Here is a 14,675-nt window from a genome sequence, read left to right as displayed (position 1 = left end):
ACCAATTTTCGAAAAAAGTTTTATATTACTCTTTTTGTTAGACCCTATTTATGGTAATTTAATTAGGTAGCAGCTAATAAAATTAACCGGTGCTTAAGGGGTGGTTTTGATGCTTGAATGGGCATTGCGGCAAGTAATGGCCGATCGCGGGATTTGGACTGGAGTTGCTTTGGCGCGACTGTTGAAACTAAAAGCGAATTACAGCCTGTCTGGTGCTTCCATTAGCGGTTTATTAAATAGCGAACCACGGCAAATGAAGTCTGAGACTCTGGATGCACTTTGCACAGCTTTGGAATGCACCCCCAATGACTTGTGGGTATATACTTCCCCTCAAAAAGTGAAAGGAGTTTAGACATGTCGGTAAAGAGCATTCTGCCTTTTGGAGATCCGATTTTGCGTAAAATAGCTAGGCCAGTGACTGAGATCAATGAAAGAACGATAAAACTTCTTAATGACATGGCTGAGACCTTGTATGCTGATGACGGACGTGCTGGTCTTGCCGCACCTCAAGTAGGAGTCCTGAAAAGATTAATTGTCATGGATTGCGGAAATGGACTTATAGAGTTAATAAATCCTGAGATATTAGAAATGAATGGTGAACAATACGGTTCCGAAGCTTGTTTGTCTTTTCCCGGTTATTACGGAATTGTTAAGAGATCTCTTACAGTTAAGGTAAAAACCTTAAACCGCCGAGGGGAGTCCATTATTTTTACAGGGGAAGGTTACCTAGCCCGGTGCATACAACATGAGATCGACCATTTAAACGGCGTTTTATTTGTTGATCATGTTCGAGAAGACTGGTTGATTCATGAACGTACTGAACAAAAGATTAACTTGTTGGATGTCATTCGATTAACTAACTAGGGTTAATAAGGCGGATTTTACGTTATCGGATAACGATAGTTGAATAAACGACGAATTGAAGTTGTCGGTGCTGACCGGCAGCTTCATTACGTTAACGGGGGTAGGGCATGGAAATTAAAATACGGGAAATTGCAGCAGATGAATATAGCGAAGTTGTTGTTTTATGGAACGATGTACTTGGAGTGCATACGGTTACGGATGAGAACTTTCGCGTTACGATGGAGCAGATGATCAAAGCCGGCAATTACAAAACGTTTGTAGCGTTACTTGAGAATCATGTTGTTGGTTTCATATCTATCGTTCATGGTTTAGCTGTAGGGTCCGAAAATGGTTATCTGCATATAACCGGCCTGGCTGTTCGTAAGGAGTTTCAGCGTCATAAGGTAGGCACTGAACTGCTACGATACACAGAAAATTATGCGAAAGACAGTAGAATATCCAGCATTATTCTGTGTACCGGGATGAAGCGAACCAATGCCCATGCTTTCTATGAGCATAATGGCTATGACAAAGATTCATTTTGCTTTGATAAGATTATTAACTTGACTAATGAATAACCATACTTAGTGAATGTAACGGTATCTGAAGGATACGCAAATCTTATAAATGTTATCGGCGCTTGTTGTGGCTCAGGCCTTCTCCAAACACAGCGAGACCATGTGATTGATACCAGATCTGCGGGCCTGCCCGGGGGATAGGGACTTGCGTTTGTACTCCGTGAACCCCAGCTTCTCATACAAGCGAATGGCCGGGATATTGGTATCGGCGACCTCTTCGATAATAAAGTTACGGTACGGCAAATGATCCAGCATATATCGAATAACTGCCGAAGCCGCTCCTTGGCCGCGGAAGGATAAGGCAGTACCGATGAACTCCACCGAGCCCGTTTCGGATGGCGGGTCGACAAACGGCTTTTGGAACTCCCTCTTCAGAATGAGTGCAGCCATCGAGCCTTTGAACCAGCCCAGGTACCGACGGAGCGGTGCGCTCTGAAGTTCTAGGGAGAAGCTCCGACAATCCGTGCATGCGCCGAAGGCTGCCACCCGATCGCCGGCTAGCGCTACATAAAATTGATCCAGCACGAACATATGGGCGAACGCGTTTACGATGACATCCCGGTCTCTAGAGAAATACGTGAGCCACTGCGAGAAGCCATCGGCGAAAATTTCCGCCATCTGGTGTCTGACCTCTCCACAAGCGCGGTCTGCCCGGACAACCTCAAATGCGCCTGAGTGCTTCACAACGTTTCACCTTCCTTTTCGAATACTAAGGTCAAGAGCGATCTCGATGGCATTGAAAATTTTTCCTCCAGCATCATCTTCATCATCGCCAGTCCCTGGATGGAGGAAAAAAAATATTGCGCCATCTCAAAAGCGTTCCCTTCTCGAAGCTTGCCTTGTTGTTGACCCTGGACGATGAGCGCGGCAGTCGCTTGCAGCAGATCGGTATTGATCTGCTTGAGAGCCGCTTTCCACCCGTCCGTCTCCTTGGAGAAGAAGGATTGCGTCATCAGCAGTAAGAGGTGTCCCAAGTCATCGCCGGAAGACAGGTCGAGATATACCTCGTCTGCAAACCTTGCCAGTTCCTCAGCAGGCTCATCGCTAGTCTGAAATTTGACGATCAGCGTCCCAAGTCCGGCCATGGCGAACTGGACCAGTTCCTCGAACAGCTGATCCTTTGTTTTGTAATGGCGGTACAGCAGACCGGTGCTAATGCCAGCCTGGTCGGCAATATGCTGCACATTGGTGGAGCCGTAACCCTGATGAACGAATAGCTGCATCGCCGCTGTCTGGATTTTGGTGCGAGTTGCAAGGCGCATGGCCTCATATTGTTCAGGTGTACGGGGCATTTGGGTTGCTCCTTTAATGAATGAAATTTTATTCATTATAAAATCAAGGATGCAAATTGTCAACCTGTAACGTGGACTGGAATGGAGTGTACCGGCTATGTAAAATTTCCACTTGAACCTTACGTAACGTAATGATTTATTATAAACGCAACAGTAGGATGAAACGCAGGATCGCCATAAAAATCGAACAAAATAAATTCAAAATCGGAGGAGAAACGGACATGAGAAAACTCGTATTGTTTATGCATGTGTCGCTGGACGGGTATGCGTCGGATTCGAAAGGGGGACTCGATTGGATTCCGTACAACGAGGAATTAGAGAAATACGCCGAGGAGATCGTAGCCGAAGTCGGAGCTCCCGTTTACGGACGCACGACGTATCGCATGATGGAGAGCTACTGGCCCACGATGCTGGACAATCCGAGTGCGTCAAAGCACGATATGGAGCATGCCAAATGGCTGCAGGATGTTAAGAAGATCGTTATTTCCGGCACGATGGACAAGGTGGAATGGAACAATACGATGCTGATCAAGGATAATATCGCAGAGGAAATCAAGGTGCTCAAGGAGCAGCCCGGCAAAAATCTCGTTATCTTCGGCAGCCCGGGAGCGGCCAAGACGCTGCTTAAGCTCGGCCTGATCGACGAATTCCTGCTCACAATTTGTCCGGTCGTCCTGGGCGGCGGACAATCGGTATTCGACGGCGACGGCGAGAAAATCAGGCTCAAGCTGCTGTCCAGCCGAACGTTCAAGTCGGGCATTATCGCGACCCGCTATGAGTTGGAGAAATAGCCATGTTACGTTACGGTTTAATGATCCAGGAGCAGTTTGCCGGAGCGGCAGCTGCTCTTCTAACTGTCTATATGGATGATTACATGGAGACTCAGGGATAAAAGATCTAGACTATACAATAACGAAGAAATGGAATGCACTCTCTCGCCTGAGAATCTGAGCTTGGATTAGGTAGTGAAATTTCAACACTGTCTTCATATTCTCTTAAACAAAACCGATAAAGAAAAAGATGGTAAATTATTATATACGGGGGAGATATTTGAAATGCCGAATTGGAGGAAAAGCAGCTTTTACATCATTCTGTGCTTAATCACAATGGTTGTATTAGCAGGTTGCGGAAAAGAGAAATCTGATGAGGAAAAAATCCAGGAACAGTTAGAGCAAGCGTTTAAAGATGCTGGTATACAGCTCGATACTTCGTCTAAGTCAGATGAACCGCCTACTGTAGAATCAGAGTTAATGGAAATTACGAACTTCCTTGTCGGGGAAATTTGGAACGACGGGTTTGTTAACATCGGCCATTATGCCCACAGTGGAACTGATGCAACGGGACAAACCATTGATATTGATTTTATGATTCAGCAACTCGGAAAAGCGATGGAAAAGAAGGCAGAATACGATACCTATATCCAGGGATTAGATTCAAAGTATGATGAAGTGAAACAATTGTGGACGAAGGTTTCGGGCGAGATAGATACCTTGTATAAAAAACTTCAAGTTAATCCTCCGAAAGCAAACGATGAAGAATATGAGTTTGATACCGGATTGTATCAGCAGTACAAAGAAGCCTTCTCGGATGAAGTTGATTCACTAAACCAATAAGCAAACAAAAAAAGGTACAGACCTTCAAGGAATTTGAAGAGGCTGTATCTTTTTTTCTGCTTTTTTTAATAGCATACAACCAATGATCTAGCTTATTTGACATGCCACTAAAGCCACTTTGTGAGGTTTACCTTAACAGCGTAATGCAATAAGGATCGACTAGAAAGAATCGGTTGATAATATGAACGTGCAGGATATTGTAACATTTAATGTCATTGGTACGTTCATAAAACAAAACCAGTTTGGGAGGTGCAGAATGATCAAATTGAATCCTTTTGGAATTTACTTATTAGTATTTCTTTTGCTTTTGAGTGGTTGCGGTCAATCAAGGGATGTTGATCATGCAACCGCAGTGAAGTTTGATCAAGCCCCACCGTCTAAAGGTGGAGTCAGCTGCCAAGCGTCTTGGCCATATCCATTCGTCTTTTGGGATAACGGACAGACATATATGATTACCAATACTCTCATAGAGAATGATGAAGTAGGAGGCGAGATCGGGCAAGTTAAAAGGGATATCTCTAGTTTTGATTTGATTTCGATAAAAGATGACGTTAATGAACAACCATATGTGAAACAGGATGGAGATAGTAACGCTTTAGCGGTAGGTAGCAAGATATATGCGTTTAAAGACGTAGATGATAGAGACGTTATTGTAGTGAATCATAATGATAAATATGTTAAAGCGTTCAATACAGTGCGATGTCCTGAAGGTCAATGTATAGATATATCGGGAGAAACGGATGATTCCGATCCAGAAAGAGATATGGGAGAAATTTATCAGCTCGCTTTAGACGCTTACTTACCGCTCTGGAAGGGACTTATTGATGACATGAAGTATATCGCCATTGATATGAGCAACTTAACGGATTTATCTGATAAAGATAAAAAGCAGATATTAGAGTATTTTAGTAAATATAACGTGGACATAATAGACAGCAACTTGGAGCAATTGGAGGAGAAAGGTCTAGTTAAGGATGCTAGTTCAATCGATGGCGTTTTACTTAGAGTGGAGAGCACCGAGATCCTGGAAAATAAGGTTACTATCAAAGGATCCGTATACAAATCCGCAAAAGGTGCGATAGGAACATTGGTCGAAGTCGAGTTCCTAAACGGCAAATGGCAAGTTACCAAAGCCAACGATACATGGATAAGTTAATAGACAAGAGGAAACAGAAGTATCCTAAAGCAAAAGGAGGTTGGGGAACATGTCGAACATGGGCAAGGAGAAACAGGATCAGGGGGAGAGCGGAGGTATATAAAACAGGCGAAATCATAACGACGATAGTGTACAAGGTCAGACCGGAGCAGAAAAATAAACTTGAACGCTTTGTCAACTGAAGGCTTGATAAGCTACGTGAGGAGACAATCCGAATATCCGCGAGAGGTACGATCAGTTGGTCAAGCTTCGGCAACAACAATCAAAGACAGACGACGGTAGTAAAACTTCAGGGACCTCCGCTAACGAAGACCGATAGTACAACGACATGACGGCAGCTGGTCAAACGAACGGTTGTTTTATTCAAAGAGCCCAAAGCCCGCTAACCATAATGGTAGGCGGGCTTCTATTTTTCGATATCTATTTTAGAGTCAACGTAGGGTTAAATACTCCAATCATGCTATGAGCATTAAAATCTTTTTCTTCTTTCAGTGTTACCTTTAGCGTAAGTTTTTTTATACCTTCCACATTAACAGAAACGTTCTCAGGAAAATCTCCAGGTCCAAAATTGTGAGTATAAACCTCTTTTCCATCACCTTCAATTACGAAAGTAACGATATTGGGGGAGTCTTGTTCATCCTTCATAATTCCTACTGTGGCCTTGAAAGAAGTGTACTTCCCGTTTAATGGGTAATCTTGATATATTGATTCCCCTTGTTTGACAGCCATGCTTGCAAGGAATGTAACGTAATTCTCATACTCGTTAGATTGATTGTCTCGGACCTTATTTCCTTCTAAGATTAAAGAAATATTATCCCAACTAGAGTTAATTACTTGAGTATTCATTGGTTGAATTCGTTCTCCAAGAAACTCTTCATTTGGTCCATTTGTTTCTCCTATAAAGACCGTACCTGTCTCACCATCCCACCCAACTTTTTGACCCAGATTCTCGGCAATATATCGTAGTGGGACATATGTAGATCCATTGTAAATAAATGGCTTATCACCCGCATCTGTCGGCATTTTCGATACCTTATTAATTTTGATATCATTAACCTTATAAAAGACTTCTAACATTGCGCTTCCGCCTGCTGCATAGGCAACTGTTCCAGCAAATAAAGTACTTACAATGATTCCAGCCGCGAAACCCTTAAGTTTTTCTTTAAACATGTTATTAATCCTCCAAGATACAAAATTTGTATTTAGTATATCACCAAAGTTTAGCCCATCCAATATTTGGCGGTAATTTAATGAGATACATCGTTCAACTAATGGAGGAGAACTTTAGTTTTAATGGAGGACTTAATTACTATCTCTCCTAAGACTATTGAGACAGAAAAAAATCACCCTGATGTCGGAGTTAGTATTCCGACATGTTCAAGATCTTTACGGCTAATATATGTGATCTTGGTGCTAATATAGTAATCTACGTATTGTCCTTCAGGTGTGAAAGCGAATCCCTTGCCGTAATCAAATATTAAAAGCACCTTATCGTCTTTCATAAGACCAAAGAATTTTATGTCTGTATTAGACGGCCTAATCGTAAAATCGTAATCCTTGACTAGTGAGCTTAAAGTAATCCACTCTTCAACTTCGGGTAAATGGTCACGCAAGATAATCGTATTGTCCTGAAAATCGACATCCTTGCCCAGTAACGTGGATAACTCACGCACCGGTAGATAAGACGCTCCGTTGTAATTCAGTGGAGCGTTTTCAAGTTGGACGATTTCGCCATCGATCTGAAGGTCGAAATCAGGGCGGATCGTGGCCGTCACTTTCTCAATTACCGGAGCTGCGATGGACGTTCCGGCAGTAGCCAGCAAAGCGCCAGAGACCAACCCAAGAATTAGATATTTAAGACGCATGTCTGTCATTCCTCTCAAATCTATTTTATTATTTTTGTCGGTTAGAAAGACTAAAAAAATTACAGGGAGGTAAGCGAATGGTTAAACAGCTCACAAGTATCATCCAGACGACAGCGGCGAGTGGAACCACTTTTGAAGGATGCAGTAGTAGAGTGCGGATTCTCAATGATTGAATAATCATCACAGCGTGATGCTGGATTCGTTCTTGCGACAGTAGCTAACATCACGCTGACCGGGAACGATAACACCACGACATGACGGCAGCCGCCCACGCAAGATAACAGGGATACCTGCTGAAAAAGATGGTAATTATGGATACGATACACTCGATGAAATCGAAGAAGTTAAATAATTTCTTGGCAACCTTTTTTGCAGCAGTGCTTTTAAAAGAAATAGTAGAAACAAATATACATCAAGATAAAGCGAATACGGAGAGCGGTGAAATCAAATTGAAAGATATTTTTGCAATTAAACAGGCAACCGATCGTTTGGGAGTAGAGGAATTGAAGCCTTATCTGCAGTTTATTTTGGCAGAAATCAAGTTGATGAAGGAACAGGAAGATACGTTTGAAGCAGCGGCTTCCAAACTGATTGAGCTGTATGACGAGTTGATGGGGCTTCAGGAAAAAAGAGCGGTCTGGAAGCCTGTCCCGACCTGTACCCATGTCCATATCGTTATCGGGGATTCCTTTGCGGGGAGCATGAAACAGGCATTAAAAGAATTAGGCTGCACGGAAACGCACAAGCTGATATCGTTACGGGAAAATTACGCTATTGGCCCGATCTACGGTCTGGACTTACCTGAAGGACGTATGGCACGCGGCGATTGGTTCCGCAACAATATTACGGAAGCCTTCGAAGCTTACACTGAATTCGAAAATGAATACAATGAGCTCTTAGACAAGATAGAGCAAATCCCGGAGCCGGCGGAAATCATTGTTTGGACCAGTGGCAATACATGCGAGCAGGCAGGAATGAGACACGCGCTTTATCTGCTTCGCAACAAAAGAAACGCCATTTCCGTAAATGACGCATGCGCATTTTGTGAGGAGCTTTACAACCGACCAAATGCATACATGGAGTATAGGTATTCGGGAGAAATTCCTTCGGACAAACTACAGAAAGCAATCGTTCAACTAGAGGGCAAAGGTAAGTTATGCACTGCTGATATCGCGAAGCTGGTACGGGAATGGAAGAAGCTCACGGAACAAACAGGAACGCTGCGCATTTGGCAGGACAACGATGTGCTTGAGGTGTCAGCAGAATATTTTGATCAATACCTGCTAGAGAAGTTGGACGGTCTTAAGCCACCTGTGAAAGATAACGGCTTCCTGAAGTCAGCACGTTTAATTGGAGAGGCGATTGGTTATTGCGAGCAATATATCGGGGATTCTTATTTTGAATATCGGCTAAGGGAGCTGATCTATGATGGAGTTCTCGAAATAAAAGGCGTACCCGCCGCGATGCGTTATTACAGCGTCAGACGCAAACAGCATTAAATGAATCCAGTGAAAAAACCTTAACAAGCCCTGTAAGATCACATGCAACTAGGGGTTGCGGGGCCACGCAACCAAAGCGGTCTTTACTTCTGCAAGGGGTTAATCCAATATAGGCTTATAAATTGCAGAAAGGTAGTTGCGGCTATGATCTTTGGAGAGAAGTTAAAAACGGAAAGAAATAAGAAAGGTTGGTCTCAAGAAGAACTTGCTGAGAAACTGTTTATAAGCAGACAGTCTGTTTCGAAATGGGAGAATGGCCAGAACTACCCAGGCATTGAAATCATTATTAAAATAAGCGATCTGTTTGGGGTAACTATCGATGAGTTATTAAAGAGTGACGAAGAGTTGACAAAAAAGGTGATAAAAGAAAGTAAGCAATTAGCCCATCCGAAGATAAAGTTATTATTTGATTTCTTCGTTTTAGTGGGCTTAGCGCTGTTGGTGATCAAACTCGGTGTCCTCCTCCTAAATAAAGTAACGTCACTCGAGATTACACTGTATGGCGGATCATTTTTTTGGAACTTCGGTTCTTTGTTTTTAATGATAGCTGGGGGAATCGGCTCAAGTATCCTAAAAGAAAAATATAAACAAGACTAAGATGAAGGACTTGGTTATCAAGTGGTCGTTCACCGAATCAGGAGGCGAGAGAACGTGTCGAACGGGGACAAGGAGAAACAGGCTCTGGAGAAAGCGAAGGTGTATGAAACAGGAGAAATTATAACGACGAAAGTGTACAAGGTCAGCCCGGAGCAGAAAGAGGAACTCAATCGTCTGTCAACTGAGAGGCTCGAAAAGCTACGCGAGGAGGCAATACCGAATATCCGCGAGCGGTACGAGCAGTTAGTCAAGCTTCGGCAACAACAATCAAAGGCCGGCGAGGGTAGCAAACCTCCGGGGGAGTCCGCACGATAGAGCTTTAGCACTCCATAAACGATCCATTCAAATCTATAAGCCCTTTTCTCACAGAATGAAGAGAAAAGGGTTTTTTGCTGTTTTATTTTGTTTTCGCAGTATAAAAACAGCATAAAAACGCAATAGAAATGTTAAAATTACGTAAAATAACGCAAAAACTATTGAAGTAAGCGTGAGAGAGCTCTATAATCAAAATTGTTAAACGAACCTAAGAATAACGAAACGAGGAGACATAAATGGACAACGGCGGACGCATTAAAGCGGTCATATTCGATTGGGCAGGAACGGTAGTGGATTACGGCTGCTTCGCTCCTATGCATGCTTTTCTGAACGCATTCGAGCAAGAGGGAGTACCGATTACGAATCGGGAAGCGAGAGAACCGATGGGGATGCTCAAGCGGGATCATATTCAAACGATCCTTAAAATGGATAGAGTCAAGAAGGCGTGGACGGAGCGACACGGCAAAGAGCCAGGGATTCAGGATGTCGATCGTTTGTATGCCGGATTCGAAAGCACGCTGATGGAGTCGCTGAAACAATATACCGATCCTATCCCGGGGGCTCTGGAAGCAGTCGAGAAGCTGCGGGCTGCCGGACTTATAATCGGTTCGACGACCGGCTACACGAAGGGGATGATGGAGGTTATCGTGCCGGAAGCGCGGCGGAAGGGCTACTCGCCGGACTACATGGTAGCCTCGGACGAGGTGAGGGCGGGAAGACCCTATCCGTACATGATCTTTCAGAACATGAACGAGCTTGGCGTTTTTCCTCCGGAATCTGTTGTTAAGGTAGGGGACACGGTATCGGACATCCACGAAGGAAAAAATGCGGGGGTATGGACGATTGGCATTATTATGGGCAGCAGCGAGCTGGGCTTGACGCAGGCGGAAGTGCAGGATATGGACGAGGACGAGCTGAAGGCAAGGAAGGATGAAGTCAGACACACGTTCGAAAAGGCGGGAGCGGATTATATTATTGACTCCATCTCGCAACTGCCCGGGGAGATTGCAACGCTGGAACGCAATAGATTGGCGAGGGGATTGTAATGAACTCTTTTTACAACCCGGTAGCGATCTACTTCGGTCAAGAATCCGTGCAGGCTTGCGCGGAGCAAGTACGCAAACAAGGTTCGCTCTTCAGCCGGGTATTGATTCTGACCAGAGGCGGCGGCGTGGATCGTAACGAATTGCTGGCGCCGTTAATAGATGCTCTTGAAGGCAAGCATACAACAGTGCTGGAAGTCACGCTCAACAATCCGGATATCGCGGATATTTATAAATTGCTTCAGAGCGTAGACGACTTTGACTATCAGATGATTATCGCGATCGGCGGCGGCAGCGTCATGGATGCGGCGAAGGCGCTCTCGGCCCTGCAACATGCGCAAATCCAAAGCCCGGCGGACGTAAGGGAGTACATTACGAACGAGATGTATGCAAACAAGCCGTCGCTCGCGCCTTGGATCGGTATTCCGACCACATCCGGGACGGGCTCCGAGGTGACATGCTGGGCGACGGTGTGGGACGAGGAACGCGGCTGCAAATATTCGGTCTCGGACAAGAGACTGTTTGCGGATGCCGCGCTTATCTTGCCGGAGCTGACCATAACGATGCCGCTCCGCTTAAGCGTGGCCACCGCGCTGGACGCGATGTGCCATGCGACCGAAGCGTACTGGTCCGTGCATTCCAATCCGATCTCCCGCGCTTACGCGCTGCAGGCGATCGAGCGGATTCGCGAGGCGCTTCCCCGGCTTAAGGAGAATCCGAACGATCTGGACAGCAGAGAAAAGCTGTCGCTCGGAAGCGTGCTGGCCGGCCTCGCGTTCAGCAATACCAAGACGACGGCATGCCACTCGATCTCCTATCCGCTCACGCTGCTTCACGGCATCGATCACGGCATTGCGGCCAGCCTGTCGCTCGCCGTCGTTCTGAAACATAATTATGCAACTTTGATCGAACCGCATAAGCTCCTTCGCGCTTTCGGCGCGGAAGATGCGGATGGCGTGCAACGATTTCTGAAATCCGTTTACGCCGCCTACGGACTATCCGATTCCCTTAAGGCTTACGGCGTGGCGGAGCAGGATATCGAGACGATCGTCGCGCATGCGTACACCAAAGGCCGAATGGATAATAATCCGGCTGCGATTACGCCGGAAGAGTTGAATTTAATGTTGGCTTCATTGCTATAACACATAGCGTTAACAAATCCCGATTATGATGGAGGAGTATTGAAATGAAAAAGGCATTATCGTTCGTTTTTACTTTGGTTCTCGTTGGTCTTCTCGCCGCATGCGGCGGCAATGAAGCCGGAGACAACGGCGGTTCGGCTTCTTCCGGATCCAAGGACACCATCACGATGGTCTGGTATCCTAACGAATCCGGTTCGGAGCTCAAGGATGCGCGGGACGAATTCTCTCGTATTATCGAAGAAGCGACGGGCAAGAAGGTCGAGCATCAAACGACAACGGACTACATTATCGCAATCGAAGCCATGGCTAACGGCAATGCCGACATTGGATACATGGGCGCGCAAGGTTACGTAGAAGCCAACGCGAAGAGCGACAAGGTGCAACCGCTGTTCGTGCAGAGCGGCGAGTCCGGCACCCTTGACGACGCCGTATATTACAGCTGGCTGGCGGTCAAGAAGGGCGAAGAGGACGCCTATAAGAGCGGGAGCGAGTTCTCGATCGACAACATCGCCGGCAAAAAGTTTTCGTTTGTATCCAACTCGTCGACTTCCGGCTTTAAAGTGCCTTCCGCGGGTATCGTAAACCACTTTAGCCAAATGGAAAAGTTCAAAGAGCTTACGGCGGAAGACCTGCTGCAAGGCGGCAGCGACAAAGTATTCACCGAAGTTTTGTTCGGCGGGTCGCATCAAGGCTCCGCGGTCAATCTGTTGACTGGGAAGTCCGATGTCGCGGCATTTTGCGACACGTGCGTAGCCAACTATGTGGAACTGGTATCCGGCGACGCGAACAAGCCGGGCTCGGTCTACAAGGTAAAAGAAGGCGCGGAGGAGCCGTTTAATACGATTACCGGCCAAGAATTCGTCCTGATCTCCGTTACGCCGGTACTGAACCAGCCGTTTGCGATCAATACCGATACGCTTGGCGCCGACGACCAGAAGAAGCTGCTCGAGCTGTTTACATCCGATGCGGTAACGAACAACGAAAAAATATTTTTGCCGAAAGACGCGGAAGGTACAGCTATCTTTAAGAAAAAGTCGGGCGAAGAGAAGTTCGTGGCCGTTGAAGACGCGTTCTTTGACCCGGTAAGAGAATTGTCGGGCAACTAATTTGGGATAGCTACTCCATGGAAAACGTCTACTAGCGCATGAATAAGAAATGAGGAATTAACATGAGGACGCTGCTCGAATTCAAGCATGTATCCAAACAATACGGCTCGGAGACGCGCGCGTTGTCGGATGTTAACTTCGCTGTGAAGGAAGGGGAGTTCGTTTCAATCATCGGTCCTTCGGGAGCGGGGAAATCGACTCTCCTTCGCTGCATTAATCGCATGATTGACGCCAGCAGCGGAGAAATCGTCTTTGACGACGCAAGCGTATTGGCATTGAACAAAAATGAGCTTAAGAAGCTGAGAACCCGGATCGGCATGATCTTTCAACACTATAATCTCGTCAACAGGCTCAGCGTAATCGAAAACGTTCTGCATGGCAGACTCGGCTACAAGTCGACTTTGGCGGGGGTGCTGGGCCTGTACACCAAAGAGGAGAAGGCGCAGGCTTACCGTCTTCTGCAGGTGCTCGGGCTGCAAGAGCAAGTGTATAAGCGCTGCGACCAGCTTAGCGGCGGTCAGAAGCAAAGGGTCGGCATTGCGCGGGCACTTGTGCAGGATCCGAAAATGCTGCTTTGCGACGAGCCGATCGCTTCGCTCGACCCCAACTCTTCCAAAGTCATCATGGAGCATCTGCGAGATATTTGCTCCAAGATGGGGATCACGGTCGTCGTGAACCTGCATCAGGTCGATGTAGCGATGAACTATTCGGATCGTATTGTCGGAGTCAATAAAGGAACGGTCGTTTATGACGGTCCGCCTGCCGGACTGACGAAGGAAAAGCTTCGCGCGATATATGGCGCCGATTATGACAAGCTGACGGAAGAGGAAGGCGGTCGCCATGTCGGGTAGCTTTTTCCTTCGCAAACGGCTCAACACGTTGTTTTTCTGCGCGCTCGTGCTCGCGCTTACCATGATCGCGATCATCATTACGGAGTATGATGTCGTTAAAGGGTTTACTTCCGTCCCCAAGGCGGCGGAATGGGCGGTCAGTAATTTCGTCCCGAACGGGAAGGCGTTGGATAAGCTGCCGGACATTATCGACAAACTGCTCGAAACGCTGCTGGTATCGATCGCGGCGACCAGCACGGCTGCGGTATTCGCGCTTGTCTTCGCCGTGTTAGGCTCTCAGAAGACGGGCATCGGAGGCCCGTTTAGTATGGTCAGCCGCTGGATCGCCACCGTGTTCCGCAATATCGACGTCGCGGCATGGTCGATGATTCTGCTGTTTTCTTTCGGCCAGAACGTGCTCACCGGATATTTGGCGCTGTTCTTCTGCTCCTTTGGTTTTCTGACACGCGCGTTTATGGAGTCGATCGACGAGATGAGCATGAGCTCCGTCGAGGCGCTTCGGGCAACGGGAGCGGGTTATATCCATATTGTGGCGCATTCGGTCATCCCGTCGAGTCTGCCGCAGTTGATCAGCTGGGTGCTGTTTACAATCGAGACCAATATTCGGCAAGCGACTTTAATCGGAATATTAACAGGGACCGGAATCGGCTTCTTGTTTAACCTATATTACAAAAGCTTGAATTACGCTTCGGCCTCCCTGGCCGTCATCGCGATCGTCGTCGCCATCATGATCATCGAATCGGTCTCGAATTACGTCAGGAGAGTGATCATGTAA

Annotated in this window: 18 protein-coding genes; 14 read left to right on the top strand and 4 right to left on the bottom strand. The window is 46.4% G+C overall.

Going from position 1 to position 14,675, the window contains the following annotated elements:
* Nucleotides 1-109 precede the first annotated feature (109 nt).
* From H7F31_RS32255 to H7F31_RS32245, 3 genes are all read left to right on the top strand, one after another.
* Nucleotides 110-352 (top strand): helix-turn-helix domain-containing protein, encoded by a 243-nt coding sequence (locus H7F31_RS32255; RefSeq protein ID WP_187102181.1) that lies wholly within the window; start codon nucleotides 110-112, stop codon nucleotides 350-352.
* Between the two features lie 2 nt (nucleotides 353-354).
* The gene (def, locus tag H7F31_RS32250) at nucleotides 355-864 is read left to right on the top strand and encodes a peptide deformylase (protein WP_187102180.1); all 510 of its coding nucleotides are present in this window, start codon (nucleotides 355-357) and stop codon (nucleotides 862-864) included.
* Between the two features lie 107 nt (nucleotides 865-971).
* Nucleotides 972-1,421, top strand: a complete 450-nt coding sequence (locus H7F31_RS32245) for a GNAT family N-acetyltransferase (protein WP_187102179.1) — start codon at nucleotides 972-974, stop codon at nucleotides 1,419-1,421.
* A 72-nt stretch (nucleotides 1,422-1,493) separates the two neighbouring features.
* Here the strand turns inward: H7F31_RS32245 and H7F31_RS32240 are convergent, their stop codons facing one another.
* Both H7F31_RS32240 and H7F31_RS32235 read right to left on the bottom strand, forming a co-directional pair.
* A complete protein-coding gene (locus tag H7F31_RS32240; protein ID WP_187102178.1) occupies nucleotides 1,494-2,039 on the bottom strand; it encodes a GNAT family N-acetyltransferase in 546 nt (181 codons plus the stop codon).
* 62 nt (nucleotides 2,040-2,101) lie between these two features.
* Nucleotides 2,102-2,713, bottom strand: coding sequence for a TetR/AcrR family transcriptional regulator (locus H7F31_RS32235; RefSeq protein ID WP_187102177.1), 612 nt, complete (start codon nucleotides 2,711-2,713; stop codon nucleotides 2,102-2,104).
* A 221-nt stretch (nucleotides 2,714-2,934) separates the two neighbouring features.
* Between H7F31_RS32235 and H7F31_RS32230 the strand changes: the two genes are divergently transcribed.
* The 3 genes from H7F31_RS32230 to H7F31_RS32220 all read left to right on the top strand — a co-directional run bounded on the left by H7F31_RS32230 (nucleotide 2,935) and on the right by H7F31_RS32220 (nucleotide 5,482).
* On the top strand, nucleotides 2,935-3,504 hold the full coding sequence (locus tag H7F31_RS32230) for a dihydrofolate reductase family protein (protein WP_187102176.1): 570 nt from the start codon (nucleotides 2,935-2,937) through the stop codon (nucleotides 3,502-3,504).
* Between the two features lie 174 nt (nucleotides 3,505-3,678).
* Nucleotides 3,679-4,326, top strand: a complete 648-nt coding sequence (locus H7F31_RS32225) for a hypothetical protein (RefSeq protein ID WP_261800215.1) — start codon at nucleotides 3,679-3,681, stop codon at nucleotides 4,324-4,326.
* A 256-nt stretch (nucleotides 4,327-4,582) separates the two neighbouring features.
* Nucleotides 4,583-5,482, top strand: coding sequence for a hypothetical protein (locus H7F31_RS32220; RefSeq protein ID WP_187102175.1), 900 nt, complete (start codon nucleotides 4,583-4,585; stop codon nucleotides 5,480-5,482).
* A gap of 420 nt (nucleotides 5,483-5,902) precedes the next feature.
* Here the strand turns inward: H7F31_RS32220 and H7F31_RS32215 are convergent, their stop codons facing one another.
* Both H7F31_RS32215 and H7F31_RS32210 read right to left on the bottom strand, forming a co-directional pair.
* The gene (locus H7F31_RS32215) at nucleotides 5,903-6,652 is read right to left on the bottom strand and encodes an NPCBM/NEW2 domain-containing protein (protein ID WP_187102174.1); all 750 of its coding nucleotides are present in this window, start codon (nucleotides 6,650-6,652) and stop codon (nucleotides 5,903-5,905) included.
* Nucleotides 6,653-6,825: 173 nt separating this feature from the next.
* Nucleotides 6,826-7,347, bottom strand: coding sequence for a stalk domain-containing protein (locus H7F31_RS32210; protein ID WP_187102173.1), 522 nt, complete (start codon nucleotides 7,345-7,347; stop codon nucleotides 6,826-6,828).
* Nucleotides 7,348-7,676: 329 nt separating this feature from the next.
* Here H7F31_RS32210 and H7F31_RS32205 point away from each other — a divergent pair, with 329 nt between their 5' ends.
* The 8 genes from H7F31_RS32205 to H7F31_RS32170 all read left to right on the top strand — a co-directional run bounded on the left by H7F31_RS32205 (nucleotide 7,677) and on the right by H7F31_RS32170 (nucleotide 14,675).
* Complete coding sequence (locus H7F31_RS32205) at nucleotides 7,677-8,846, top strand: DUF1835 domain-containing protein (RefSeq protein ID WP_261800214.1); 1,170 nt, start codon at nucleotides 7,677-7,679, stop codon at nucleotides 8,844-8,846.
* A gap of 144 nt (nucleotides 8,847-8,990) precedes the next feature.
* Nucleotides 8,991-9,443, top strand: a complete 453-nt coding sequence (locus H7F31_RS32200; protein ID WP_187102172.1) for a helix-turn-helix domain-containing protein — start codon at nucleotides 8,991-8,993, stop codon at nucleotides 9,441-9,443.
* A 54-nt stretch (nucleotides 9,444-9,497) separates the two neighbouring features.
* Entirely contained in the window at nucleotides 9,498-9,758 is a 261-nt protein-coding gene (locus H7F31_RS32195) for a hypothetical protein (protein ID WP_187102171.1), read from the top strand.
* A 236-nt stretch (nucleotides 9,759-9,994) separates the two neighbouring features.
* Nucleotides 9,995-10,804, top strand: coding sequence for a phosphonoacetaldehyde hydrolase (gene phnX, locus H7F31_RS32190; protein ID WP_187102170.1), 810 nt, complete (start codon nucleotides 9,995-9,997; stop codon nucleotides 10,802-10,804).
* Nucleotides 10,804-11,943 carry a phosphonoacetaldehyde reductase gene (locus H7F31_RS32185; protein ID WP_187102169.1) on the top strand — a complete coding sequence of 380 codons (1,140 nt, stop codon included), beginning with the start codon at nucleotides 10,804-10,806 and terminating at the stop codon, nucleotides 11,941-11,943. The genes phnX and H7F31_RS32185 overlap by 1 nt, the downstream gene beginning before the upstream one ends.
* A gap of 44 nt (nucleotides 11,944-11,987) precedes the next feature.
* Nucleotides 11,988-13,049, top strand: coding sequence for a PhnD/SsuA/transferrin family substrate-binding protein (locus H7F31_RS32180; protein WP_187102168.1), 1,062 nt, complete (start codon nucleotides 11,988-11,990; stop codon nucleotides 13,047-13,049).
* Nucleotides 13,050-13,111: 62 nt separating this feature from the next.
* Nucleotides 13,112-13,900: a phosphonate ABC transporter ATP-binding protein gene (gene phnC / locus H7F31_RS32175; protein WP_187102167.1), complete on the top strand. Its 789-nt coding sequence runs from the start codon at nucleotides 13,112-13,114 to the stop codon at nucleotides 13,898-13,900.
* On the top strand, nucleotides 13,890-14,675 hold the full coding sequence (locus H7F31_RS32170) for a PhnE/PtxC family ABC transporter permease (RefSeq protein WP_187102166.1): 786 nt from the start codon (nucleotides 13,890-13,892) through the stop codon (nucleotides 14,673-14,675). The genes phnC and H7F31_RS32170 overlap by 11 nt, the downstream gene beginning before the upstream one ends.

The sequence above is a fragment of the Paenibacillus sp. PAMC21692 genome, assembly GCF_014303795.1.
Taxonomy (GTDB): Bacteria; Bacillota; Bacilli; order Paenibacillales; family Paenibacillaceae; genus Pristimantibacillus; species Pristimantibacillus agaridevorans.
The sequence above is the reverse complement of the archived record's forward strand: the minus strand, read 5'-3'. Positions and strand labels throughout refer to the sequence as shown.

Excerpts from the sequence above, each read along its gene's own strand:
- H7F31_RS32240 (WP_187102178.1), bottom strand. The coding sequence starts at position 2,039 with ATGGCGGAAATTTTCGCCGATGGCTTCTCGCAGTGGCTCACGTATTTC.
- H7F31_RS32210 (WP_187102173.1), bottom strand. The coding sequence starts at position 7,347 with ATGCGTCTTAAATATCTAATTCTTGGGTTGGTCTCTGGCGCTTTGCTG.
- H7F31_RS32205 (WP_261800214.1), top strand. The coding sequence starts at position 7,677 with ATGAAATCGAAGAAGTTAAATAATTTCTTGGCAACCTTTTTTGCAGCA.
- H7F31_RS32235 (WP_187102177.1), bottom strand. The coding sequence starts at position 2,713 with ATGCCCCGTACACCTGAACAATATGAGGCCATGCGCCTTGCAACTCGC.
- H7F31_RS32170 (WP_187102166.1), top strand. The coding sequence starts at position 13,890 with ATGTCGGGTAGCTTTTTCCTTCGCAAACGGCTCAACACGTTGTTTTTC.
- H7F31_RS32215 (WP_187102174.1), bottom strand. The coding sequence starts at position 6,652 with ATGTTTAAAGAAAAACTTAAGGGTTTCGCGGCTGGAATCATTGTAAGT.
- phnC (WP_187102167.1), top strand. The coding sequence starts at position 13,112 with ATGAGGACGCTGCTCGAATTCAAGCATGTATCCAAACAATACGGCTCG.
- def (WP_187102180.1), top strand. The coding sequence starts at position 355 with ATGTCGGTAAAGAGCATTCTGCCTTTTGGAGATCCGATTTTGCGTAAA.
- H7F31_RS32185 (WP_187102169.1), top strand. The coding sequence starts at position 10,804 with ATGAACTCTTTTTACAACCCGGTAGCGATCTACTTCGGTCAAGAATCC.
- H7F31_RS32180 (WP_187102168.1), top strand. The coding sequence starts at position 11,988 with ATGAAAAAGGCATTATCGTTCGTTTTTACTTTGGTTCTCGTTGGTCTT.
- phnX (WP_187102170.1), top strand. The coding sequence starts at position 9,995 with ATGGACAACGGCGGACGCATTAAAGCGGTCATATTCGATTGGGCAGGA.
- H7F31_RS32255 (WP_187102181.1), top strand. The coding sequence starts at position 110 with ATGCTTGAATGGGCATTGCGGCAAGTAATGGCCGATCGCGGGATTTGG.
- H7F31_RS32200 (WP_187102172.1), top strand. The coding sequence starts at position 8,991 with ATGATCTTTGGAGAGAAGTTAAAAACGGAAAGAAATAAGAAAGGTTGG.
- H7F31_RS32230 (WP_187102176.1), top strand. The coding sequence starts at position 2,935 with ATGAGAAAACTCGTATTGTTTATGCATGTGTCGCTGGACGGGTATGCG.
- H7F31_RS32220 (WP_187102175.1), top strand. The coding sequence starts at position 4,583 with ATGATCAAATTGAATCCTTTTGGAATTTACTTATTAGTATTTCTTTTG.
- H7F31_RS32245 (WP_187102179.1), top strand. The coding sequence starts at position 972 with ATGGAAATTAAAATACGGGAAATTGCAGCAGATGAATATAGCGAAGTT.